Source organism: Pseudomonas triticicola, from assembly GCF_019145375.1.
GTDB lineage: Bacteria > Pseudomonadota > Gammaproteobacteria > Pseudomonadales > Pseudomonadaceae > Aquipseudomonas > Aquipseudomonas triticicola.
This window is the reverse complement of the sequence record NZ_JAHSTX010000001.1, coordinates 2155175-2179055: the sequence shown is the minus strand read 5'-3', so window position 1 is coordinate 2179055 and position 23881 is coordinate 2155175. Positions and strand designations below refer to the sequence as shown.

The window sequence follows — 23881 nt, the reverse complement described above, 5'->3', positions numbered from 1 at the left end:
GGTTTCGATCAATGGCCGGCGCTCTGGCCACCGTCGACATGCAGGATCTCGCCAGTGACGAAATTTGCCCCGTCGAGGTAGAGGATCGCTTGCACGATGTCGTCGATTTCGCCCATGTGGCCGACCGGGTGCAGGCTGCCCAGCGCCTGATGGGTTTCCTCGGCGTGCATCGGCGTTTTGATGATGCCCGGCGACACGGCGTTGACCCGAATCCCGCGCTTGGCGTACTCGATGGCCAGGGATTTGGTCGCGGCGTTGATGCCACCCTTGGTCAGCGACGCCAATACCGAAGGCACGCCATCGATTGCATGATCGACAAGGCTGGTGGTCACGCTGACGACGTGGCCGTTGCCGTGTTTTTCCATCTCGGCGATGGCCAGTTGCGAGATGTAAAAGAAGCCGCTCATGTTGGTCGCCACGACCTGGGCATAGTCTGCCTGGCTGTAAGCGGTGAACGGCTTGGCCAGAAAGATCCCGGCATTGTTGACCAGCGTATCGACGCGACCGAAGCGGGCGACAGCGGCGCGAATCACGCGCTCGGCGGTTTGCGGATCGGCAATGTCGCCGGCGACGGTCAGGACATCCGGGTCGCTCGACTCTTTGATCGAGCGCGAGGTAGCGACCACTTGATGGCCAAGGGCGCGAAAGCCTTCGACCAGACCTGCACCAATGCCTTGCGAGGCGCCGGTGATGACAACTACTTTTTTCGATGTGCTCATGATGATTTCCTCTGTCGCTGGCCCGTCGGGATGGCGGGTGGCTGTTGGAGAAGACTTTAGGAATTTGCGCGGAGTTGATAAATGGGGGCTGAGGTACATCATTTGTACTGTGGTGTATCTAATCAGAGCGGGCCTCGAGTGATTGTCCCGTTTGAGTGGACGGTGAAACGCTTTTCAGCCGATTTATCCCTTTGCTGTGCGTCAGTAATCTGTACCCAACTTGAACGCAACAACAAAACTTCAAACTTGAAAAGGGACGCACACCATGACCACTCCAACCTACAACCGCCTGAACAAAGACGACGCTATCGTGCTGCTGGTTGACCACCAGACCGGTCTGATCTCGCTGGTGCAGGACTTCTCGCCGAACGAGTTCAAGAACAACGTGCTGGCGCTGGCGGATCTGGCCAAGTTCTTCGACCTGCCAACCATCCTCACCACCAGCTTCGAACAAGGCCCGAACGGCCCGCTGGTACCAGAGCTGAAAGAGATGTTCCCGGACGCGCCGTACATCGCTCGCCCAGGTCAGATCAACGCTTGGGACAATGAAGACTTCGTCAAGGCGATCAAAGCCACCGGGCGCAAGCAGATCATCATTGCCGGTGTGGTAACGGATGTGTGCGTAGCGTTCCCGACCCTGTCGGCGCTGGCAGAAGGGTTTGATGTGTTTGTGGTCACCGATGCGTCCGGCACCTTCAACACCACCGTGCAGCAAGCCGCATGGAGCCGCATGACTCAGGCTGGCGCGCAGATGATGAACTGGTTCTCGGTGGCCTGTGAGCTGCACCGCGACTGGCGCAACGACATTGAAGGCCTGGGTAACCTGCTGTCGCAGCGTATCCCCAACTATCGCAACCTGATGAACAGCTACTCGGCGCTGACGCAGCAGAAGTAAGTTCACGACCCACGAAAAAGCCTGCTTTTAACAGCAGGCTTTTTGTTTTTCCGACGGCTGCGGCCAACTTGGTTGCTCTGTAGCTTGACCCACCGCTTTCGCGAGCAGGCTCGCTCCCACAGTTGACTGTGTTCGCTCAGGAGAAACGCAATTTCCTGTGGGAGCGAGCCTGCTCGCGAATAAGGCGGCACAGTCACCCAAGCAATTCGCTGATCCACTGCATCTCTTGCTTCAGCGCAAGAATTTTGTCCTCCGGCAACGCCTGTTGCGCTCGCGTAAACTGCCCCAACGTCTTCTGCCGCTGACTCAGCCTGCGTTGCCATTTGTGCAGAAATGCCGGGCAGCGTGCCTGCAGGTGCAGCGGACCGAAAAACAGTTCCCTGGCATCGTAAGTCACCGGATCAGAGGCCCGCTCGGCAACGATAATTTCGTAGTCGAAGCGGTTCTCATGCAGCACCTCTTCACAGACGATGCGGTAGCCGTTGTCCATCAACCATTGGCGCAGCGTTTGCTCGCCGCCGTTGGGTTGCAGGATCAAGCGTTCGTGGCCGCTGAGATGGGCCTTGCCACTGTCGAAAATATCGCGAATGGTTTCGCCGCCCATACCGCACAGGGTGATGGCGCTGATGCCGTCGTCAGGCCTGATCGCCGCCAGACCATCGGCCAGACGCACGCTGATCTGGCCTTGCAGATCGTTGTAATTGACGATGCGTTGCGCCGCGTGGAATGGCGTCAACGCGACCTCGCCAGCGACCGCTGCTGTTATCAGGCCCCGGCGCAGCAAGGCCACCGGCAGGTAAGCGTGATCGGAGCCGATATCGGCCAGTCTCGCGCCAAGCGGCACATGGGCGGCGACGCGCTCAAGACGCATGGACAATGTCTGTTGGTTCAACGCAAACCCCTGTTCACCCTGCGGTGGAAAAAAGGGGTGCGACTCTGGCGAGCAACGCTGGCGCTGTCAATTACGCGATGGAATTACTCCAACCATCGGCAGCATTGCGCTGCCGATGGGCGCTTTCGCTTAGCCGGCGAGCGTTGCGTTGTCGATGACGAAGCGGTATTTCACGTCGCCCTTGAGCATGCGCTCGTAGGACTCGTTGATCTGGTCGCCGCGGATCAACTCGATGTCGGAAACGATGCCGTGCTCGGCGCAGAAATCCAGCATTTCCTGAGTCTCGGGAATGCCGCCGATCATTGAACCGGCAATGGTGCGGCGCTTGGTGATCAGGTTGAACACGTTCGGCGACGGATGCGGCGATGCGGGCGCTCCGACCAGGGTCAACGCGCCATCGCGCTTGAGCAGCACGAGGAAGGCGTCGAGATCGTGCGGCGCTGCGACGGTATTGAGGATGAAGTCGAAACTCTTGGTGTGTGCCGCCATTTCCTCGGCATTGCGTGACACCACCACTTCGTCCGCGCCCAGTGCCTTGGCCGCTTCACGCTTGGATTCGGAAGTGGTGAAGGCGACGACATGGGCGCCCATGGCGTGGGCCAGTTTGATGCCCATGTGGCCGAGGCCACCGATGCCGACCACGCCGACTTTCTTGCCGGGGCCAGCGTTCCAGTGGCGCAGCGGCGAGTAGGTGGTAATGCCAGCGCAGAGCAGCGGCGCGACAGCAGCCAGCTGCGCCTCGGGATGACGGATGCGCAACACATAGCGCTCGTGCACGACGATGTTTTGCGAATAGCCGCCGAGGGTCCAGCCCGGTGCGTCCGGGGTCGGGAAGTTGTAGGTGCCGATCATGCCGTCACAGTAGTTTTCCAAACCGGACTCGCAGTCATCGCAGTGCTGGCAGCTGTCGACGATGCAACCGACACCGACCAGATCGCCGACCTTGTAGTTTTTGACGTGATCGCCGACCGCCGAGACGCGGCCGACGATTTCATGGCCGGGGACGCAAGGGAATTGCGTGCCGGCCCATTCCGCGCGCACCTGGTGCAGGTCGGAATGGCAGATGCCGCAGAAGGCGATATCGATCTGCACGTCGTGCGCGGCTGGCGCACGGCGTTTGATCTGCATGGGCTCAAGGGGTTTGTCGCCAGCGTGGGCGCCGTAGGCTTGTACGAGCATGTGAGCATCCTCCATGGGGTTGTCGGACGCCCATTGTTGCGCCTGGGTCGGAGCGCGAGGTAGTGCATTTCTGTGAAATGCTTGCCTGATTCTGCCGTTGGCTGCAAAGCGCAAGGCAACCGCAGGGACGGCTGCCTTTCAAGGCTCAACGCGGATTGGGCTGGTCGTCCATCTCGGCGTTATCGGTTTCCTGACGTACGCGCTCCGGATCCAGACCGGTATCGTCATCATCCAGCGGGATTTCGCCTTCGTTGTCGGGCAGTTCGTCGATGCCGCGCTCCTTCATCGGATCGACCTCGGTACGCCCCGGACTCAGCGGGTCGGGCGTGGTTGGGAGCGGATCGTCGCCTTGCTTGCCTTGATCGTTATTCATCTCACACCTCGTCATGGCCGTTTTCTATGGCTTGTGCAAGTTGGAGGTGCGGGCGATTTTCGCCGTTCGATTTTTTTGCCTGCCTTCGGTCGCCTCGCAAAAAAGCGGAATTTCTGTCATGCGCGCGGCTCCATAAACCAACAAGCCAGAGGCGAGGACGCAATAATGAGCAGCTCATTCAAGGTCGGCGATGCGGTGCGCTGGAATTCCGAGGCCGGCGAGATCCACGGCAAAGTGGTCAAGGTGCACACCCGCGACACCGAGTTCATGGGCCGCCACCGCCCGGCCTCGAAAGACGCGCCGCAGTACGAGGTCAAGAGCGACAAGACCGGCCACCTGGCCATGCATCACGGCGACGCGCTGAAGCACGCTTAGAAACGTGCCAGTCGGTAGGCGTCGACACTCGGCAGCGCGAGAGCCGCGCCTGAGACCATCTGCCCGATCAATTCCGCCGTCAGCGCCGCTTGAGTCAGGCCCAGATGCTGATGACCGAAGGCAAGCAAGACCTTGCCGGCGCAAACCTGATCGATCACTGGCAGCGAATCCGGCAGCGACGGGCGAAAGCCCATCCACGGTGTGGCGCCATCAGCGTTCAGATCCTTGCGAAACAGGCCTTGGCTCAGGCGCTGCAACTGCCAGGCGCGTGCCATGTTCGCCGGCCGCTCCAGCCCGGCGAATTCGACCGTGCCGGCCAGGCGCAGGCCTTCGCGCATCGGCGTCATGATGAATTTGCGTTCCAGCGAGGTGACGGGGAAGGGCAGGCGATCATGCTCGTGCGGCAGCATCAGGTGATAGCCACGTTCGGTGTCCAACGGTACCTGCTTGCCAGTCAGCGCGGCAGTCAGTTTCGCCGAATGCGCACCGCAGGCCAGTAACACGCGTCTGGCCGTTACCCCGCCATTACCGGTCACTAATAAAACACCGTTCTCCTGCACGTAGCCGCCCTGAACCTGCTGCTGGAGAAAACTCACACCGCTGCTGCGAGCCGCTTCGACCAGTGCGCAGACCACCCGATAGGGATCAAGGAAATGCCCGGTTCGCGGGAAAAACAGCCCGCCCTGAATTTGCTCGCTGAGCTGCGGCGCCGTTTCGCGGATCGCCCCCGCTTGCCAATAGTCCACCGGCACCTGCTGCTGATGCAGTCGTGCCTGCAAGGCTTCGAGGGGTTGCCGCGATTGAGGTTTTTCGAAGACCAGTAACGAGCCGTCAACCTTGAGCAGATCCGTGCGCTGGATATCGCTGAGCAAGCGCTGCCACGCATCCAGGCTGCTTTCATTGAGCGCGCGCAAGCCGGCGACGGTTTTCTGAAATGGCTCAGGCCGCAGATTCAGCAGCAAGCGGGTGAACCACGGCAGGGCGCGCGGCAGGTATTTCCAGTCCAGGCGCAGCGGCCCCATCGGGTCCATCAGCATGGCTGGCAAGCGCTTGAGGATCGAAACATCAGCGATCGGAAACACTTGCTCGGTGGCCAGATGTCCGGCATTACCGAACGAAGCGCCGTGCCCCGGTTCCTGCTGATCGATGACCACCACGCGCAGACCCTGACGTGCCAGACGTAGTGCGCAAGCCACGCCGATGATTCCGGCGCCGACCACGGCGATGTCGTGCGAAGGATTATTCGCCATGGTGTTTCGCTTCCCGCTGGCCATCGAGCAAGCGCCGAAGGTTGAGCGGATTGGCCTGTTGCAGCGCCGTCGGCAGTAAGCTGTCGGGGAAATCCTGATAGCACACCGGCCGCAGGAAACGCAGGATCGCCGCAGTGCCCACCGAGGTGCTGCGCGCATCCGAGGTCGCCGGGTAAGGCCCGCCATGCACCATCGCATCGCAGACTTCCACGCCGGTCGGCCAGCCATTGACCAGCAAGCGCCCGGCCTTGCGCTCCAGGGTTGGCAGCAACGTGCGCGCCAGTGCAAGGTCGGCGTCGTCCATGTGCAGGGTCGCGGTCAGTTGACCTTCGAGATGGGCGCAGACCTGACGGATTTCTTCGTCACTGCTGCATTGCACGATCAGCGCTGTCGCGCCGAAGACCTCGGCTTGCAAGCTTTGATCGGCAAGAAAATCCGCTGCATCGGTGCTGAAGACATGCGTCTGACACTGATTCGGGCCGCTGCCGACTTGGCCAACCGCTATCGCGCGTGCACGGGGATTGCCTTGCAGAGCCGTCACGCCTGCTTGATAGGCGCCGAAGATGCCGGGCGTGAGCATGGTTTGCGCCGCACTGCGCGGGATCAGTTCCGCTATCGCGCCGAGAAACCCGTCGAGCGCCGGGCCTTTGCGGGCAATCAGCAATCCCGGGTTGGTGCAGAACTGCCCGGCGCCCAGTGTCAGCGACGCGACAAACCCTTCGGCCAGCGCCTGCGCGCGATTTTCCAGCGCGGCGGGAAACAGCAAAACCGGGTTGATCGAGCTCATTTCCGCATACACCGGGATCGGCTCGGGCCGCGCTTGTGCAGCTTTCATCAAGGCCAGTCCACCAGCCCGCGAGCCGGTGAAACCAGCGGCTTTGATGCGCCAGTCGCTGACCAGTGCGATACCCACTTCGTACCCCGAATCGAACAACAAGGAAAACACGCCTTCGGGCAGAGCGCAGGCCCTGACCGCTTGCGCCACTGCGCGGCCGACCAGTTCGCTGGTGCCGGGATGCGCGCTGTGCGCCTTGACGATCACCGGGCAACCAGCCGCCAACGCCGCAGCGGTGTCGCCACCGGCCACGGAAAATGCCAGCGGAAAGTTGCTCGCGCCGAACACCGCGACCGGCCCCAAGGCAATCTGCCGCTGGCGCAGGTCGGAGCGCGGCAGTGGCTGGCGTTGCGGTTGCGCATTGTCGACGCGCACGTCCAGCCATTCACCGGCGCGCACGGTACGGGCGAACAGGCGCAATTGCGAGCAGGTGCGGCCACGTTCGCCCTGGAGGCGTGCACGCGGCAGACCGGTTTCGGCGTGGGCGCGTTCGATCAGTTCATCGCCAAGGTTTTCGATGTGTTCGGCAATGCTTTCGAGAAATGCCGCACGGGTGCTCAGGCTGGTTTCGCGGTACGCGTCTTGCGCCGCCCAGGCCAGGGCGCAGGCCTGTTCCACCTGTTCGGCTGACGCCCCGGCATACTGCGGTTCAAGTGCCTGGTTGGTCGCCGGATCAATCCCGCGAAAGGCTGGACGATTACCGGTCACGGCTTGTTGGCCGATCAGCATGTTGCCCGTCAGAGTCATGGTGTCTTCCTGTGAAATGAGCGAGGCCTGCCGCGAATCGTTTTGACTCGCGGCAGGTAGTAGTCAGGCGAAGTTTTGCTCGGCGGACCAGTTTTCGTACCAGTGACGGAACAGCGAATACTGCTTCTCGGCATAGCGCCGTTGCGAGTCGCTCAGCACATCGGTTTCATTGAAGTGCAGGGTGTATTCCTTGTCGCCGTTGAGCACCATCAGGTGCTTGTAATACAGCACCAGATCGCAACCTTCGTCGAACGATGACAGCACCGCCAGCGCCGACTCCAGCTCCCGCGCCTGGCGCCGGGCCTTGGCATCGCCTTGCGCGGCCTGCTTGCTCAGCGCCACCAGTTGCAGCACTTCGCGGGGCAGGGCGTTGCCGATACCGGTGATGGCGCCGGTGGCGTTGCAGTTGACGAAGCCGTGCACCACTTGCGTGTCGACGCCGACCATCAGTGTCACGTCGTCATCCTTGGAGGTGATGTTCTCGGCCGCGTAGCGCAGGTCCGCGCCGCCGCCGAATTCCTTGAAGCCGATCAGGTTTGGGTATTCACGGCGCAGTTCGAAAAACAGATCGGCGCGGGTGGCGAAGCCGTAGTAAGGGCTGTTGTAGATCACCGCCGGCAAGTTCGGTGCGGCTTGCAGGATCGCGGCGAAGTGGGCTTTTTGCGCCGTCGCCGAAGCGCCACGGGACAGCACGCGCGGGATGACCATCAAGCCTTGCGCGCCGACTTTCGCCGCATGCGCTGCGTGGGAAACCGCTTCACGGGTATTCACTGCACCAGTGCCGACGATGGTCGGCACCCCGGCAGCGACCAGCCGCGCCACGCCTTCCTGACGCTCGGCTTCAGTCAGCAATGGCCAGTCGCCCATCGAGCCGCAGTAGACCACGGCGCTCATGCCGACATCGATCAGCTCGCGTCCCTTGGCCACCAGCGCATCGAAGTCCGGTTTGCGCTCGGCGGTGCACGGGGTCATCAGGGCCGGCATGCAACCAGTGAAGATGTTGTCGCTCATGATTCAACTCCTTGGCATTTCGTTTTATTCGAGGGAAAAAATCGGCGTGGCGGCTCAGATGCCCCACGCGAACGGGTCGGTTTCGTCGATCAGCAAGGTGCTGTCGGCGGTCATGTAGGCGCGGCCGGTGATGAACGGGCGAATGCGTTCGCCCTCCCATTCGAAGCGCCCTTCGAACTGGCTGCCGGTAATGCTCGCCTGGATCCATGGCGCGCCCGCTTGCAACTTGTCGTCGGCGGCCAGGCAGGCAAGTTTGGCGCTGGTGCCGGTGCCGCACGGTGAGCGGTCGTAGGCTTTGCCGGGACACATGACGAAGTTGCGGCTGTCGGCCTGATCGTCATCGGCGAACAGTTCGATGTGGTCGATGACCGCGCCGTCTTCGCCACAAATGCCTTGGTCTTCCAGCGCCTTGAGCATCGTCCAGGTGTACGCAGTCAGGTGTTCGACGTTGTCCATGGTCAGGGTCTGGCCATGCTCGGAAACCAGAAAAAACCAGTTGCCGCCGTAGGCGATATCACCGACTACGCGACCAACACCGGGCACGTCCACTGGTACCTGTTTGCGATAACGGTAAGCGGGCACGTTGCCCAGAGTGACCGAGCCATCGTCGTGCAGCGTCGCGCTGACTTGCCCCACCGGTGTGTCGATCCTGTGCACGCCCGGCTGGATTTTCCCCAGATGCTGCAACGAATTGATCAGGCCGATGGTGCCGTGGCCGCACATGCCGAGGTATCCGGCGTTGTTGAAGAAGATCACCCCGCAGGTGGCATCAGGCGACACCGGCGGGCAATACAGCGCGCCGACCAGCACATCGTTGCCACGCGGCTCGAGCAGACAGGCGCGGCGCCATTGGTCGTACTCGCTGCGCAGGGCATCGCGTTTCTCGACCATGCTGTTGCCGGACAGATCGGGGAAGCCGCTCATCACCAGTCGCGTCGGTTCGCCGCCGGTGTGGGAATCAATGACGTGTACTCGTTTCATGAAGAGATCCCGTTGGATGATTTCAATAGGCGCCGGCAGGGCGGGCGGTGACGGTGGGCGAGTGCGCAAGGCTTTCGCTTTCTGCGTCCTCGTCGTCCAGGCGCAGCAGATGGGCAGGCACGCCGGTCGCGGCGCCCCAGTAGTAAATACCGGTGGCGCAAGCGGCGACGACAAGGGTGTCGAACGGATGAGCGAGGATGCCCAGGCCACCGAAGGTGCCGAGTTTCGACAGCACGATGGTCACCGCGTAGAAGGCGATCAGCCACGCCGATGAGCGCACCTGACGCGCCAGACTCAGATGGGCGGTGGGCACGAAACGACCGCAGAACAGGTAGATGACAAACATCAGGATTTGCAGGCCGAGCAGCCACGACACGGTGTTCCAGCCCGACCAGTAGACGATCAGCGCGGCGATGATGAACGACACCGGCCCGAGCAGGCCCATGCTCTTGACCCGGAACGGGCGCGGCATGTCCGGCGCATTGCGCCGCAGCGCCGCAACCGATACGGGCGCCACCGCATAGCTCAACACCAGCGCAGCGGAGACCACGTTGATCAGCGCCTCCCACGATGGAAACGGCAGGGTCCAGAACACCGACAGGGCGAAGGTCAGCCACAGCGCCGGACGCGGGATGCCGGACTTTTCATCGATGTGGGTGAAGACCTTGAAGAAGGTGCCGGTCTGCGCCCAGCCGTAGATCACTCGCGGCGTGGCGTTCATGTAGATGTTGCCGCAGCCGCTCGGCGAGATCACCGCATCGGCGACCACCAGATACGCCAGCCAGCCGACACCAAGCGCCAGGGCGATGTCGCGATAGGGCAGGGCGAATTCCTTGCTGATACCGGCCCAGCCGTTGGCGAGCATCTCAGTCGGGATGCTGCCGAGAAAGGCCATTTGCAGCAGCACGTAAATCAGGGTCGACAGCAGTACCGAAAGAATCAGCGCGATGGGAATGGTGCGCTGTGGATTTTTCACTTCGCTGGCCACGGAAATGATCGGCGTCAGGCCCAGATAGGCAAAGATGATCCCGCCAGCGGAGACGGCCATCTCCACGCCGGACAGTCCGAATGGAGCGAATCCCTGAACCTGGAAATTCTCTGGCTTGAAGAAGGTGAACAGGACGCCGATCACCAGCAGCGGCACGATGAACTTGAACACGCTGACCAGATTGTTGGCCTTGGCGAAGGTCTTCACGCTGCGGTAGTTGAGCAGGAAAAACACGCAGAGCAGGCCGAACTGCACTAGCCAGCCGAGGATCGTCGGATCGCCACTGCCAGCCTTGGTCAGGCCGGGAAACCATGCCGCCGCGTATTGGCGCGAGGCGACCACTTCGATCGCTACCAGACTGGAAAACGCGATCAGCGTGATGAAGCCCATCAGATAGCCGAGCAACGGGCCGTGGGAATAAACCGGGTAGCGCACCACGCCGCCAGCGCGGGGCAATGCCGCGCCCAGTTCGCAGTAGACGATGCCCAGCAGCAACACGGCGAAACCGCCCAGCAACCAGGAAAAAATCCCCGCCGGTCCGGCAATCGCCGAGACATGGCTGGCGGCGAACAACCAGCCGGAGCCGAAGATCGCGCCGAGTCCGATAAAGGTGAGGTCGATCAATGAAAGCTGTTTTTTGAACTTGCCTTGGCCTGACATGGCATCGCCTTCTTGTGAGTTATTGGATAGGCAGTTGTGTCACGTGGACGGCCAGACTTTGCACCGGTCGACGGCGGCGGCGATTGATGTTTTATGCCGGGATCGATGACGAATTCAGCACAATGGCGCCGATGAATGCGCGGCCTCGACAGGGCCGCGACGTTGCTGCAATCTGCTGGCGAGTGACATTTGCGGTGGTTCAGCTCGAGAGGAAGTCTTTGATGCAGTCAGCGTTTTCGATCCTGTGCCAGGGCACTGACGGCTTGCGTGCGCAGACCCTCGAAGAGATGGTCGCCAGTGCGGCGCAGCTGTTGCCGATACTCGATGTGATCCCCAATGCGGCGATCTTCATCAAGGATCTGCAAGCGCGCTATGTGCTGGCCAACCGTACGCTGGTGCAGCGTTGTGGCTTGATGGACCTGCGCCCGTTGCTCGGCAAAACCAGTGCGCAGGTGTTCCCGGCGCAGTTGGGCCCGGGTTACACCGAGCAGGATCGCAAGGTGCTGGAGGAAGGTTTCGTGTTGGAGGATCAGCTCGAACTGCACCTGTATGGCAGTCGCGAGCCGGGCTGGTGCCTGACCCACAAGAGGCCGATCTACAACCGTGACGGGACGATCATCGGCCTGGTGGGGATCTCGGTGGATCTGCAGTCAGCCAGCGAAACCCACCCGGCGTTCGAGCGCCTGGCGGCGGTCGATGAATACATCCGCGGCAACTTCAACCGGCGGGTGACGCTGGGTGAACTGACGCGGATCGCCGGGATTTCCGTGGCGCAACTGGAACGCTACTGCAAACGCGTTTTCCACCTGACACCACGGCAGATGATTCAGAAAGTCCGCCTGGAACACGCGCATCGATTGCTGCACAGCGACTTGCCGATCACCGAGGTGGCGCTGCAATGCGGCTACACCGATCACAGCGCTTTCACCCGTCAGTTCAAGGCATCGACCGGGTTTACACCACGCGAATACCGGCAAGCCACCGGGCATTAGACCAACACGGCCAGCCAGGCCGAGAGCAGCAGAAGAAGGGCCAGTGCCGCGTTCATGCGCTTGAACGCTTGCGGTGAGCTGAGCAACCGTGCGCTGCCAACGCCGAGCAATGCCCAGAGCGTCATGCACGGCAGCGACACCAGCAGAAATGCCAGCGACAACACCAGCAGGCGCAGGGTCTTGTCGCCGCCGCCAACGAATACGCTGACCACCGCCACAGCCATCATCCACACCTTCGGATTGACCAGTTGCAGCAGCGCCGCGCCGAAGACGCTCAAGCCTTGTTCCTGCGCAGATTTCGGGTCCAGCGATGGCGGCGGGCTGCGAAAGATCTGCCACGCCAGCCAGCTCAACCAGAGCACGCCAGCCCAAGCCATGGCTTGCTGCACGCGCGGAAAGCGCAACAGGGTTTCGCCGACACCGAGACCGACCACCAGCACAATCAGCGCCGCCGCCGCACAGGCGCCAAAAATGATCGGCAACGTGGCAATCAATCCGCGCCGCGAACTGTGGCTCAGCACCAGAATATTGGTCGGCCCCGGAGTGATCGAGGCGACGAAAGCAAACAGCAGAAAGGGCAGTAAAGAAGCCATGGTGGAGATTCCTGAGAGTCGAAACAGGACACCATGATCGTCAGCGGGCGGGCCTCAGTCTGGAAGATTTGAGCAGCGTCTGCGGTAGTCCGCCGGGGTCAGTTGATAGGCGCGGCGGAACCAGCGACCAAGGTGACTCTGGTCGGCAAAACCAAGCACGCTGGCCACCTGCGCTGGCGTCTCGCCGCGAGCGAGCAATTGCCGCGCCTTGGCCAGGCGCAGTTGGATCAGGTAGGCGTGGGGTGCCAGACCGAAAGCGGCCTTGAACGCGCGGGTCAGGCGAAAACGATCGACACCACAGGCTTGCGCTAGGTCGTCGAGGCCGATGTCTTCGTAGGTGTGGGCATGCAGATAGTCGCGCGCAACCTGCGCAACCAGTGGCAGGCGCGGATCGAAGTCCTGACGCTTGCGCCAGTCGAGATGGCGGGTGAGGGACGCCAGCAGGCCATCCAGCGCAGTCTGCCGGACGATGCGCAGATCGCCGTCATGTAACGCGTGGAAGGCTTGCACGATCGCCGTCGACAGGCGCGGATCGTGGCTCAGTGTGTCGGCAAATCCTGGCTGGCTGTCGGCCGGTGCCTCTTCGAACAGCGCGTGCAGCTCGCGCTCCAGCCAGTGCGGATCCAGATACAGCATCGAGTAGGTGAAGCCATCCTCGGTCGGCGCATGGCCATCGTGGATTTCACCCGGCTCAAGCAGAAACACATGCCCCGGCGTACTGCGATGACGCACACGGCGGCAGTTGAATTGCTGGACGCCTTGCTCGGTAACGCCGACGAGAAAACTGTCATGCCAGTGCGGATCGTAGGCATGCCCACGGAAATGTGCACGAATCGACTCGATCCCGGTATCGACATCCTGGGAGAGAGAGATCCAGTTGCGTTTGTCCATGGGAGGACTCCATAGGGCGGTTGAGCAGGGGCGTTTCTAAAATACCGCGTGGGGGAGGAGAGTGTTTAGAAGATTTGTGCAGGTGCGCAGGGGGATCGCGTCAGGCAACGTGCCTTGGATGGGAGGGGACCAGAAAACGCAGACGAAAAAAAACCGCCTTCGCGGGGCGGTTTTTCATGCCTCGGTTTGGAGCCGAGGCCGTGTGCATCACTAGCCACACCAACATGTCCGCGCATGGTATTGAGTTTCTCCCGTCAGTGCAACGAAGGTTTAGCGTGATGTGCGAGGTTTTTTCGGAACCTCCAACGCATGTAACTAAATTCAGGTTTGTCAATAAACATTGTCAGAAATACGGTTTTACAAAGGTTCAGGCGTAGCCGCAGGATAACCTTGGCTACTCGGGTTTTCTCTTCTGATTTCTGCGTTAAGATGCCTGCGCTCATCTTGTTGGTAGAGCTGTGAGGTTTGGCTGGGGGCGCAAAAGGTTTCACGCCCTCTGACGCGGATTCGCACCCGCGCCGGAATGATGTCTCGGAGGGATTTCAACCGGCCGCCTCACTAGCTACACCAACATGTAGGCTGAAGGCACGCATGGTCCGGTAAGTTTGCTGGAGGTTTGGCCGCCAGCCCTGGAGGCCAAAACGTATGAAGCTTCTGCTGCGTACGCTGAGCCTTGTATGGAGATTGTTGAAAGCCTTGCGCTTTTACGAGTTCCTGCGAGACCACTTTGACGACTTGAAATAAGGTCGTCTAAGTGGGGAAGACCCGTTTCGGTTTCGACTGATACGGGTCTTTTTTTGTGTGCAAAAAACTGTCAAAAACGAGATTATCGGTTTTATGCTTTCGACTTTGTAAGGCGTTTCTCTTAATGACGTAAGCAACAGCATGAAGATCGATCCAACAGCGGCTCATGCTCGACCAGCTATTGATTGCGTCAATAACAACCATTAAGTCAATGAAGTTCTCATATCCATGGTGCGGCGTAAGATCAGCTCCATACCCAACCACTGCAACTCGGAGCACATCATCATGAAACGCCAGACTATCCTCGGTATCGCTTTCTCGGTTTTTGCACTGAATGCCTTCGCCGCCACCGAAACCGACCCGCTGTTCAGTGATGCGGTCGCCGCCGCCACTCAAACAGACCGCTTGTTCAGCGACGCAGTAGCCGCCACCGAAACCGACCCGCTGTTCAGCGATGCAGTGGCCGCAACCGAAACTGACCCGCTGTTCAGCGACGCAGTAGCCTCTGATGGCTCCGATCATCTGCAAGGCAATCGGGTCGCCGAAGGTGGCGCTGACCGTCTGCTCGAACGTCGCACCGCTTGAGCGCAACGATGAACATCGATAACGAATGCCGCCTCAACCACAGGCGGCATTCGTTCTATTCATGCATTACAACGCTGCTCTAAACCGTACTCGGCAGCACAGCCTTGTCGCGATCGCGGCTCTTGAATGTAGCCCAGAAACACAGCAACACCGCCACGGAAAAACCGGCGGGGAACAGCCAGATGCTTCTCCAGTCATGCCCTGCGCTTGATGTGAAGTGGTCGGTAATCCGTCCCGCAATCCAGAAGCCAATCAACATGCCCAATCCGTACGTAGCCAAGGTGATCAGACCTTGCGCCGAACTGCGGAAGCGTTCCGGTGCTTTTGCATCGGTGTAGATCTGCCCGGACACGAAGAAGAAGTCATAGCACACACCGTGCAGGGCGATGCCGATCAGCAGCATGAATGCCTGATCGTCGTTATTGCCGAACGCAAACAGCACGTAGCGCAACGCCCAGGCAGCCATGCCGACCAGCAGGGCGATCTTGATGCCGAAGCGATGGATGAACAGCGGCAACAGCAACATGAACAGCACTTCCGACACCTGACCGATGGCCATCTTCGCTGTCGGGTTGGTCACGCCTATCTCGGCCAGAAACGGATTGGCATTCTGGTAATAGAACGCCAGCGGAATGCAGATCAGGATCGAGGCGAGGAAGAACACCAGATAGCTGCGATCCTTGAGCAAACCCAACGCATCGACGCCGAGCATCTGCTTGAGGCTTGATGTGCCCGCTGCGCTTTTCAACGGCGCAGTGTTCGGCAGACTGAAGCTGTAAAGCCCCAGCAACACCGACGCGACGGCGGACATCAGGAACGTATTGCGCAAGCCTCCGGCCGCGATGCTTTGCTGCGAGTCCCAGGCGAACACGAAGCTGATCACCACGCCGGCAACGATCCAGCCCACCGTGCCCCACACGCGAATGCGCGAGAACTCCAGCGCCGGGTCTTTGATCTGGCGGAACGCCACGGCATTCACCAGTGCCAATGTCGGCATGTAGACCATCATGTAGGCGAGCACATAGGGATAAAACGCGCTGAAGTCTGCCGCGCGATAGAGCTGATAAAGCAACACTGCGCCAAGCAGATGCAGCACTGCCAGAATGCGTTCGGCGTTGAAGAATCGGTCGGCAATCAAGCCAATGACAAACGGCGCCAGAATCGCGCCCCAGGATTGCGTGGCGAAGGCCATGCCGACCTGACCCCCGCTGGCGGCCAGCGTTGTCGCCAGAAAAGTGCCGAGGGTGACGAACCAGCCGCCCCAGATAAAGAACTGCAAAAACATCATCACGCTGAGTCGCGCATTCATTACGTTCATTTCAGATCACCGTATTGTTTTTATGTCGGTAACGCGGATGAATCAGTCGTCAGTCAGGCCGAGCAGGCGCCGGTTGGAAGCGGCATCGGCGCTGACCCCGGCGAAATCGTCGAAGGCCTTGGCGGTCTTGCGGATCATGTGTCGCTCGATGAACGCCGCTCCTTCCGCCGCGCCTTGTGCGGAGTCTTTCAGGCAGCACTCCCACTCCAGCACGGCCCAGCCGTTGAAGTCGTATTGGCACAATTTGCTGAAGATCGATTTGAAATCGATCTGGCCGTCGCCCAGCGAGCGAAAGCGCCCGGGACGCTCGACCCAACCCTGATACCCGCCGTAGACGCCGGAGCGCGCATCGGGGCGGAACTCGGCATCCTTGACGTGGAACATGCGGATGCGTTGGTGGTAACGGTCGATGAAGCCGAGGTAGTCCATTTGCTGCAGCAGCAGGTGGCTCGGGTCGTAGAGGATTGCGGCGCGAGGGTGATGATTCACCGCTTCAAGAAACTGCTCGAACGAAGCGCCGTCATGCAAGTCTTCGCCGGGATGGATTTCGTAGCACAGATCAACGCCAGCCTCTTCGAAGCAGTCGAGGATCGGCAGCCAGCGCTTGCCCAGTTCGGCGAAACCTTGCTCGACCAAACCGGCCGGACGCTGTGGCCACGGATAGACGTAAGGCCAGAGGAGGGCGCCGGAGAAGGTCGCATGGGCTGTAAGTCCCAAACGCTTGCTGGCACGGGCGGCCAGTTTCAACTGCTCAATGGCCCACTCGGTGCGCTCCTGCGGCTTGCCGCGCAACGCTGGCGGGGCGAAGTCGTCGAACAGGCTGTCGAACGCCGGATGCACAGCGACCAATTGCCCTTGCAGGTGCGTCGACAACTCGCTGATCACCACACCGGCGCGGGCGCAGACGCCGATGAGTTCGTCGCAGTAATCCTGGCTCTCAGCGGCGCGCTGCAAATCGATGAACCGCGTGCCGAGGGTCGGTACCTGAATGGCTTTGTAGCCTTGCGAAGCGGCCCACTCGGCAATGTTGGCGAGGGAGTCGAAAGGCGCTTCGTCGGCGATGAATTGCGCGAGGAAAATCCCCGGACCTTTCAGGCCAGTCGAATTTTGCTGATCACTGTGCATTGTGCTGGGCTCCTGTCAGTGGGCCGGGGATCTCGCTCCACTTTTCATTGCCGAGGTGGTTGGCGATGGCGGTTTCAATGAAGGCCATGCCGCGCAAGCCGGTCTCGATGCCCGGTACGCCCGGTGCCTGATGGCCCTCGGCGCCATGCACAATCGCTTCGGCGAGATCGCCGTACAGGTTGGCCATGGCTTCCAGATAACCTTCGGGATGCCCTGCAGGCAGGCGCATGCGTCGGGTTGCGGCGGCACACAGCCACGGCTGACCGACCCCGGAGCGCAGAACGCGCATCGGCTCGTTCAACGGTCGATGAATCAGGCTGGCCGGTTGCTCTTGGCGCCATTCCAGGCCGCCCTTGTCCCCGTAGACGCGGATCTTCAGCGGGTTTTCTTCACCGGCGCAGACCTGACTGGCGAGCAATACGCCACTGGCGCCGTCGCGCATTTTGAACAGCATCGCCACATCGTCATCCAGTTGCCGACCCTCGACATGGGCGCCGAGCATCGCGCTGATGAATTGAATCGACTGGCCGGTGACGAACTCGGCGAGGGAAAACGCATGGGTGCCGATGTCGCCGATGCAGCCGCCGATCCCGGATTGCGTCGGGTCGTCGCGCCAGCCGGCCTGCTTGTTGCCTTGCCCGGCGACATCGGTGCTGAGCCAGCCTTGCGGGTACTCGACGAGGACTTTGCGCACGCGCCCGAGCACGCCGCTGGCGACCATTTCGCGGGCCTGCCAGACCATCGCGTAACCGAGGTAGGTGTGCGCCAGCCCGTAAATTCGCTGGCTGTTGATGACCACCGAGCGCAGCGCCTGCACCTCGGCGAGGTTCAGCGCCGCGGGTTTCTCGCTGAACACGTGAAAACCGGCGCTCAATGCTTCGCGGGCAATCGGGGCGTGCAAATGATTGGGGGTGACGATGACCAGCAGTTGCATGCGCTGCCCAGCGGGCAGGGCGGCCTCGCGGGCGAGCAGGGTTTGCCAGTCGTCGTAACAACGCTCGGCCGCGACACCCAACGCCGCGGCGGTGCGCTGATTATTCTCCGAGTCGCGGCTGAATGCGCCGCAGACCAGTTCGAAGCGTCCGTCGAGGCCGGCGGCTTGCCGGTGGGCACGGGCAATGAATGAACCTTCACCGCCTCCAACAAAACCCATTCTTATTTTTGCGGCAGCGTACATGGCAGTCGTCTCGGTAGCTGGATGCAATGTTGATGAGCGATGTAACCGGTTACATCACGGGCGAAATCTAGGCTTGAATTAGCCGAGTGTCAAATGCCAGCGGATGATCGACAGCGTTTCGATCGCTCGTCGCCTGCGGTAAGCTCCGCGCCTGATCGGCATGAATCAACGAGGTGTTTTTGTCCAATATTCGCGAAGTGGCTCGGCTGGCCGGGGTTTCCGTGGCGACGGTTTCGAGGACTTTGAAATCGCCCGAGCGCGTGCTCGCGCCAACCCGTGAGCGCGTCATGGCGGCCGTGGAGCAGGCCGGCTATCGGCCGAACCTGATGGCCGTGCAGTTTCGTTCGCGGCGCACTGGCAATCTGGTGATTCTGGTGCCGACCATCGCCAACACCTTTTTCGCCCGGGTCATCAGCGGCGCGCAGCAAGCGGCGCAGGCGGCCGGTTATCGCCTGCTGCTGTGCGACACCCAGGGCCGGGAAGAACTGGAGCGACAATTCGCCGAGCTGGTGTACGCCTATCAGGCCGACGGGGTGATCCAGTTGCGCGCTTACGATCCTTTCGAAAACACTCCGGCCGACGCCGATGTGCCGCCGATCGTGAACGCCTGCGAAGTGCTCAAGCCCGGGCGTTATCCAACCATCAGCCTGGACAACGTCGCCGCCGCCAAAGCCATGACCGAACACCTGATCGCCTTGGGACATCGACGCATCGGCCTGATCAAAGGCTCAAAAAACAGCCCGCTGACCCTGGATCGACTGGCAGGTTACGAAGCGGCATTGCGCGAGGCCGGGATTGCCTTCGATGAAGCACTGATCTGCCATGGCAATTTCAGCCTCGAGGCCGGTTTTGCCGGCGCGCAAAAGATGCTCGGCTTGGCCGAGCGGCCGAGCGCGCTGTTCTGCGAAAACGATGAAATGGCCATTGGAGCGCTCAAGCGCATCCGTCAGGCCGGGCTGCGTGTGCCCGAGGATATTTCAGTGGTGGGTTTCGATGACATTCCCATGGCTGCGTACTGCGATCCGCCGCTGACCACCATCTCGCAACCGGCCGAGGCCTTCGGGGCCAAGGCGGTCGAGATGTTGATTGCGCTGATCGAAAAACAGCCGCTGACAGAGCGGCATGTCGTCCTGCCGTTCGAGCTGACGCCACGCAGCAGCACGGCCCGCATCGACAACACGGGCAAGCGCTAACCGAATCACGCCGCTGGCGGCTTCGCCAGCGCAATCCCCGCTACGCCCAACCGCTTCAACACCTCAAACAACAAATCGCTCTTGGTCAGCCCGACAATCCTCGGGCTGCCGACATAGCCGGTGACCGTGAGGGTTATGCCGTCCGGCGACAATTTGCTGAAACGCACGAACGGCGCCGGTTTATCGAGGATGGTTTCGTTCTCGTGATACGCATCCAGCAGCAGTTGTTTGACCTCTTCAGGATCAATATCCAGCGGGAAAACCAGCTCCAGCGACGCCACGCCCTGAGCGCTGCCGCCAAGGGTGACGTTGCGCAGGTTCTGCGAGATCAGTTGCGAGTTGGGCACGATCACGATCGAGCGGTCGCTGAGCTGGATTTCCGTGGCACGCACGTTGATCCGGCGGATGTCGCCCTCGACGCCGCTGATGCTGATCAGGTCGCCGACTTTCACCGGGCGCTCGGTGAGCAGGATCAGGCCGGAGACGAAGTTCTTGACGATCTCCTGCAAGCCAAAGCCGATACCTACGGATAGCGCACTGACGATCCACGCCAGATTGGTCCACTGCACGCCCAACGACGACAGCGTCAGCAGAATTACAAAGGCGTAGCCGATGTTGGAAAACAGCGTGCTCAGTGACGCGCACATGCCCGGGTCCATGTCGGTCTTGGGCAGGAATTCGTTGTCGAGCCAGCGGCTTAATGCACGGATCAGCCAGATGCCAATCAGCAGTGCCAGCAGTGCGTTGAGCAGATGCGCCGGGACAATATTCAGCTTGCGCAAACCGGCGCCGCCAAGGATCGACATGATGTTGGTGACCAGTTGGCCGAGCGTGGTGCCGATGCCCCCGACAAACAACGAAATCAGCGCCATCAGCATCAGTCCGGCGCGGCTGACGCCGGACAACAGGATCGACGTCTGCTCGAGGCGCCGGTCGCTGACGCCGAGCAATTGCTTGAGCGCCTGGCCGCTCGCGTGTTTCGGCGAAAACAGGTGCTCACAGGCGTCCTTGACCAGCTGAATCAGCAAGTAGAAGCCCGACAGCACGACATAGCCCCACACCAGCTCATAACTGATGAACCGTGCCAGCGAAACATAGCCGGCCAGCAGCGCAATAGCCGTCACCAACATCGAGAGACTGGCGACGCTGTAGATCAGCCCGGCGAACACGCTATTCGTAGCCGACGCGTCATTGGCTGCGACCAAAGCCTTGCGCACTTTGCCGACGCGCAACAGCATCGTGCCGATGATCGCCAACACCACAATGGAAATCACGCCGCGCCCGGCCATCACGATGTGGCTGCTCATGCCTGTGGCATTGGCGACTTGCACCAGCGTCACCAACACCAGCAACGAGCAGGCGAGGATTCGCGGATAAGGCTTGAGGGCCAGCGCCACTGGATCGGCAATCGACGGCAGGCGCCAGGACGGGTGCGCGGTGGAGAGCAATGCGCGGCTGAGCCCGGTGATCAGCACGCAGGCATAGACGACTTTCTCGAACTCTTCGGAGAAGGTTTCCAGCACCGGTGGCAGCGCGTCGTGGCGGGTGCAGGCGTAAAACAGCAGCTTCAGGGCGATGGCGGTGGTGATGAAGGTCGCTATGGCTGAGGCGAAGGCCAAGGCACTGCGGCGCAGTCGGCCCTCTGCCACGCGATGGATGCAGAACCAGGTCAGCCCGCGCTCAGCCAGACGTCGGCCGAAGGTCCAGATCAGCAGCGCCAACAGCACCAGTACGCAGGTGTAAAACCGCTCGCCCGGCGCCCAGACCGTGGCCCATACGTCAGCCACCTGCTCGACGAACAGTCGCAGGCGCTGGCGGTCGTCTTCGCTTGGATTGACCAGCGGTGTCCAGAAATACGGGCTCAATACGCTGCGCGTGCTCAGGGTCAGTTCGCTTTCCAGCAGGGTGCGGCGGATGCCGGCGATTTGCGTGATCAGATCGGCGGCGTTCTGTTTCAGTGCGGCGAGGCTTTTCAGGGTGCCATCGACCTTGCTTTTCTGCTCCGCCAGCGTCGCCCGCTGCGCGACGATATCGGCTTGCTCGGCGGCCACCTCGGCGTCTGGCGCCGTGCCGAGCACGCCCAGTTGCACCGCCAGTTGCGCCTGTTGCGGCAACAGCGCTGCCGACAATCGATCGACATCGAGAATAAACGCCTGCACCCGATCCTGCGGGCCTTCGAGCTGGTTGTAATTGTTTGCCGCCGAAATCTGCTGCTTGAGGCCGTCGAGGCGTTGTTGCAGGGCTTGCAGATCGCTTTGCGAAATCACTGGCAGCGGCGCTGCGCCTGTGTTTGCCGGCGCGCCAAGGTCCGCCGCCCACAGTGCAGCGCTGCCCGGCATGAGCAGTAGGAACAGAATGAAAAACAACGACTTGAATGAACAGCGCATGGGGGCGGCGGGCTCGAGTAGATCACACAGTCTATGAGGGTAGGTGATCGCGCCGAACGGGGCGGAAAACTTTCTCTGCAAGAGTCGCTTACACGCTCATCCAATCCGGCGGAATGAACCGCGCAGCGAGCGGTCAACCGGCAATAACAGCTTCGAGAGCATGCCATGTCCATTGCCAAGGAAACGATTGAATACCTGCGCCAACATTCATTGATCATCACCACCGCCGAATCCTGCACGGCCGGGGAAATCGTCATGTTGCTGTCGGAAGTCACCGGCAGCGGCGAGCTGATCGAGTGCGGCTATGTGGTCTATTCGCCGCAAGCCAAGCAGCGCCTGCTGCACGTCAGCCCGGCGACCATGGACACCTTCAATCTGACCAGCGTGGAAGTGGCCAGTGAAATGGCCATCGGTGCGTTGCGCGACAGCACCGCCAACATTGCCGTTGCCACCACCGGCATTCTCGGACCCGATGATATGGACGGCATCAAGGCCGGCACGGTGTGTTTCGCCTGGGCGTTTCAGTTCGATGACCGACATTTTCTGTTCAGCACCCAACAATGGTTTGCCGGATCGCGCAGTGAAGTGCAGACCCTCGCTTCTGAATTCGCCCTGCAGCAGTTGCCGGACTATCACCGTCGCGCCTTGCGCGGCGAAGGAGGGTGGCGCCGATGAAGCCTGACCCCGACCATCCCGATCTGCAAAGCCGACAGTTCCCGGTGCAGGAGGACATGGCCTATCAGTTGAAGGTCTGGCGCTTCGAGCATATCGGTTGGTACCTGTTGGTGCTGTGCATGCTGCTGGGCCTGTTGGGGTTGTTTTCCCGTGGCGTGCTCAGTTCGCAGGACGCCCGCAGCGCCGATGGCAAAGTCCAGGTCGAATACGAGATGTTCCATCGCAACGGCTCGACCAACCCGCTGAAACTCAGCGTGCACACGGCGCCTGAAGCCACTGTCGAACTCGACATCGGTGGCGAGATGCTCGATGGCTTCAGCGTCGAAACCATGCAACCGGCCCCGGTGCGTATGCGCAGCTCAAAACAGGGCATGCGCTTGTGGTTGCAGGCGGATGCCCAAGGCCAGGCGACGCTCTATGTGACGCTGCGCGGTGACGGATTGGGCCTGTTTCGCAGCCATATCCGCGTGCCGGGCTCGAGCGAAGTGAAGCTCACTCAATTCATTTATCCATAGGTGACCCATGGACTCGGTGTTGCGCGCACTCGCGATGTATCTGGCACTGATGGTGCTGTTCAAAATTGCCGGCCGGCGTTCGCTGGCGGAGCTGACGACATTTGATTTCGTCTTGCTGATGATCATCGGCGAAGCCACCCAGCAAGCGTTGCTGGGCGATGATTTTTCCCTGACCAATGCGTTTCTGGTGATCATCACGCTGATTGCCGTGGATGTCGGTTTTTCCCTGCTCAAGCAACGTTCGAGCTGGGTCTCGCGGCTGATCGATGGCGAGCCGACGATCATTGTCGAGAACGGCAAGCTGTTGCACCGCCGACTGCGCCATGCGCGGCTGGTCGAGGCGGATGTCATGGAGGCGGCGCGCTCCAGTCAGGGCATAGAAACCATCGAGCAGATCAAATTCGCGATCATCGAGCGCAACGGCAAGATCTCGGTGATCCGCCAGGATCCGGAAGGCGGCTGAGCCTTTAGTGCCGCGCGATTGCATTTTTTTTGAACGCTGAAAACGCCTCACAGCCCAATGCTTACAAGTCATCGGAGGATTGCGAAATGAACGAGGCAGCCAGTTATTTTTCCATCGCCGTGGCGGTGATCATTCTGCTGGTCGATCTGTGGGCGATTGTCAGTGTGTTTCGCAGCAACAAAAGCGTCGGCGTCAAAGCCGCCTGGGCGATCGGTCTGATCGTATTCCCGGTGCTCGGCCTGATCGTGTGGGGCATCGCCGGCCCGCGCGGCGTCAAGGAAGGGCCTTCGTCGCCGGAGCACAGTAAGGGTTAAGAAC

24 protein-coding genes are annotated in these 23881 nt (G+C 60.9%); 9 read left to right on the top strand and 15 right to left on the bottom strand.

The window, feature by feature from the left end:
• Window positions 1-8: 8 nt before the first annotated feature.
• A complete protein-coding gene (locus KVG85_RS09720) occupies window positions 9-719 on the bottom strand; it encodes an SDR family NAD(P)-dependent oxidoreductase (RefSeq protein WP_041480604.1) in 711 nt (236 codons plus the stop codon).
• Window positions 720-984: 265 nt separating this feature from the next.
• Here KVG85_RS09720 and ycaC point away from each other — a divergent pair, with 265 nt between their 5' ends.
• The gene (gene ycaC, locus KVG85_RS09715; protein ID WP_016774235.1) at window positions 985-1614 is read left to right on the top strand and encodes an isochorismate family cysteine hydrolase YcaC; all 630 of its coding nucleotides are present in this window, start codon (window positions 985-987) and stop codon (window positions 1612-1614) included.
• 193 nt (window positions 1615-1807) lie between these two features.
• Here ycaC and KVG85_RS09710 read toward each other — a convergent pair whose 3' ends face one another.
• The 3 genes from KVG85_RS09710 to KVG85_RS09700 all read right to left on the bottom strand — a co-directional run bounded on the left by KVG85_RS09710 (window position 1808) and on the right by KVG85_RS09700 (window position 4058).
• Entirely contained in the window at window positions 1808-2506 is a 699-nt protein-coding gene (locus KVG85_RS09710; RefSeq protein WP_302471455.1) for a tRNA (adenine(22)-N(1))-methyltransferase, read from the bottom strand.
• Between the two features lie 129 nt (window positions 2507-2635).
• Window positions 2636-3685, bottom strand: coding sequence for an NAD(P)-dependent alcohol dehydrogenase (locus KVG85_RS09705; protein WP_217863708.1), 1050 nt, complete (start codon window positions 3683-3685; stop codon window positions 2636-2638).
• A 145-nt stretch (window positions 3686-3830) separates the two neighbouring features.
• Window positions 3831-4058, bottom strand: a complete 228-nt coding sequence (locus KVG85_RS09700; RefSeq protein ID WP_110645810.1) for a hypothetical protein — start codon at window positions 4056-4058, stop codon at window positions 3831-3833.
• A 165-nt stretch (window positions 4059-4223) separates the two neighbouring features.
• Here KVG85_RS09700 and KVG85_RS09695 point away from each other — a divergent pair, with 165 nt between their 5' ends.
• Window positions 4224-4433: a hypervirulence associated TUDOR domain-containing protein gene (locus KVG85_RS09695; protein ID WP_051600414.1), complete on the top strand. Its 210-nt coding sequence runs from the start codon at window positions 4224-4226 to the stop codon at window positions 4431-4433.
• On the opposite strand, the gene KVG85_RS09690 is transcribed toward KVG85_RS09695, so the two are convergent.
• The 5 genes from KVG85_RS09690 to KVG85_RS09670 all read right to left on the bottom strand — a co-directional run bounded on the left by KVG85_RS09690 (window position 4430) and on the right by KVG85_RS09670 (window position 10905).
• Entirely contained in the window at window positions 4430-5683 is a 1254-nt protein-coding gene (locus KVG85_RS09690; protein ID WP_217863707.1) for an NAD(P)/FAD-dependent oxidoreductase, read from the bottom strand. The genes KVG85_RS09695 and KVG85_RS09690 overlap by 4 nt on opposite strands.
• Window positions 5673-7265, bottom strand: coding sequence for an aldehyde dehydrogenase (NADP(+)) (locus KVG85_RS09685; protein WP_217863706.1), 1593 nt, complete (start codon window positions 7263-7265; stop codon window positions 5673-5675). The genes KVG85_RS09690 and KVG85_RS09685 overlap by 11 nt, the downstream gene beginning before the upstream one ends.
• Window positions 7266-7328: 63 nt before the next feature.
• Window positions 7329-8276 (bottom strand): dihydrodipicolinate synthase family protein, encoded by a 948-nt coding sequence (locus KVG85_RS09680; protein ID WP_217863705.1) that lies wholly within the window; start codon window positions 8274-8276, stop codon window positions 7329-7331.
• A gap of 54 nt (window positions 8277-8330) precedes the next feature.
• Entirely contained in the window at window positions 8331-9257 is a 927-nt protein-coding gene (locus KVG85_RS09675) for a 4-hydroxyproline epimerase (RefSeq protein WP_217863704.1), read from the bottom strand.
• A gap of 22 nt (window positions 9258-9279) precedes the next feature.
• Complete coding sequence (locus KVG85_RS09670; RefSeq protein WP_217863703.1) at window positions 9280-10905, bottom strand: APC family permease; 1626 nt, start codon at window positions 10903-10905, stop codon at window positions 9280-9282.
• Window positions 10906-11126: 221 nt separating this feature from the next.
• Between KVG85_RS09670 and KVG85_RS09665 the strand changes: the two genes are divergently transcribed.
• Window positions 11127-11897, top strand: a complete 771-nt coding sequence (locus KVG85_RS09665) for an AraC family transcriptional regulator (RefSeq protein ID WP_217863702.1) — start codon at window positions 11127-11129, stop codon at window positions 11895-11897.
• Here KVG85_RS09665 and KVG85_RS09660 read toward each other — a convergent pair.
• Both KVG85_RS09660 and KVG85_RS09655 read right to left on the bottom strand, forming a co-directional pair.
• Window positions 11894-12490 (bottom strand): LysE family translocator, encoded by a 597-nt coding sequence (locus tag KVG85_RS09660; protein ID WP_217863701.1) that lies wholly within the window; start codon window positions 12488-12490, stop codon window positions 11894-11896. The two genes, KVG85_RS09665 and KVG85_RS09660, sit on opposite strands and share 4 nt — an antisense overlap.
• A 54-nt stretch (window positions 12491-12544) precedes the next feature.
• Window positions 12545-13381 (bottom strand): AraC family transcriptional regulator, encoded by an 837-nt coding sequence (locus KVG85_RS09655; protein WP_016774246.1) that lies wholly within the window; start codon window positions 13379-13381, stop codon window positions 12545-12547.
• A gap of 1029 nt (window positions 13382-14410) precedes the next feature.
• Between KVG85_RS09655 and KVG85_RS09650 the strand changes: the two genes are divergently transcribed.
• Entirely contained in the window at window positions 14411-14710 is a 300-nt protein-coding gene (locus KVG85_RS09650) for a hypothetical protein (RefSeq protein WP_039763483.1), read from the top strand.
• Between the two features lie 79 nt (window positions 14711-14789).
• On the opposite strand, the gene KVG85_RS09645 is transcribed toward KVG85_RS09650, so the two are convergent.
• From KVG85_RS09645 to KVG85_RS09635, 3 genes are read right to left on the bottom strand one after another with little or no spacing between them, the layout of a single operon-like run.
• A complete protein-coding gene (locus KVG85_RS09645; RefSeq protein WP_217863700.1) occupies window positions 14790-16028 on the bottom strand; it encodes a nucleoside permease in 1239 nt (412 codons plus the stop codon).
• Between the two features lie 42 nt (window positions 16029-16070).
• Window positions 16071-17153 (bottom strand): sugar phosphate isomerase/epimerase family protein, encoded by a 1083-nt coding sequence (locus KVG85_RS09640; protein ID WP_217863699.1) that lies wholly within the window; start codon window positions 17151-17153, stop codon window positions 16071-16073.
• Complete coding sequence (locus tag KVG85_RS09635) at window positions 17143-18306, bottom strand: Gfo/Idh/MocA family protein (protein ID WP_217863698.1); 1164 nt, start codon at window positions 18304-18306, stop codon at window positions 17143-17145. The genes KVG85_RS09640 and KVG85_RS09635 overlap by 11 nt, the downstream gene beginning before the upstream one ends.
• A gap of 203 nt (window positions 18307-18509) precedes the next feature.
• Between KVG85_RS09635 and KVG85_RS09630 the strand changes: the two genes are divergently transcribed.
• Entirely contained in the window at window positions 18510-19523 is a 1014-nt protein-coding gene (locus KVG85_RS09630; protein ID WP_217863697.1) for a LacI family DNA-binding transcriptional regulator, read from the top strand.
• Between the two features lie 5 nt (window positions 19524-19528).
• On the opposite strand, the gene KVG85_RS09625 is transcribed toward KVG85_RS09630, so the two are convergent.
• A complete protein-coding gene (locus KVG85_RS09625) occupies window positions 19529-21910 on the bottom strand; it encodes a DUF3772 domain-containing protein (RefSeq protein ID WP_217863696.1) in 2382 nt (793 codons plus the stop codon).
• 165 nt (window positions 21911-22075) lie between these two features.
• On the opposite strand from KVG85_RS09625, the gene KVG85_RS09620 reads away from it, so the two are divergent.
• The 4 genes from KVG85_RS09620 to KVG85_RS09605 all read left to right on the top strand — a co-directional run bounded on the left by KVG85_RS09620 (window position 22076) and on the right by KVG85_RS09605 (window position 23877).
• Entirely contained in the window at window positions 22076-22585 is a 510-nt protein-coding gene (locus KVG85_RS09620) for a CinA family protein (RefSeq protein ID WP_217863695.1), read from the top strand.
• On the top strand, window positions 22582-23100 hold the full coding sequence (locus KVG85_RS09615; protein WP_137213261.1) for a hypothetical protein: 519 nt from the start codon (window positions 22582-22584) through the stop codon (window positions 23098-23100). The genes KVG85_RS09620 and KVG85_RS09615 overlap by 4 nt, the downstream gene beginning before the upstream one ends.
• Window positions 23101-23107: 7 nt before the next feature.
• A complete protein-coding gene (locus KVG85_RS09610; RefSeq protein ID WP_217863694.1) occupies window positions 23108-23563 on the top strand; it encodes a DUF421 domain-containing protein in 456 nt (151 codons plus the stop codon).
• A gap of 86 nt (window positions 23564-23649) precedes the next feature.
• Window positions 23650-23877, top strand: a complete 228-nt coding sequence (locus KVG85_RS09605) for a PLD nuclease N-terminal domain-containing protein (RefSeq protein ID WP_024012535.1) — start codon at window positions 23650-23652, stop codon at window positions 23875-23877.
• Window positions 23878-23881: the final 4 nt, after the last annotated feature.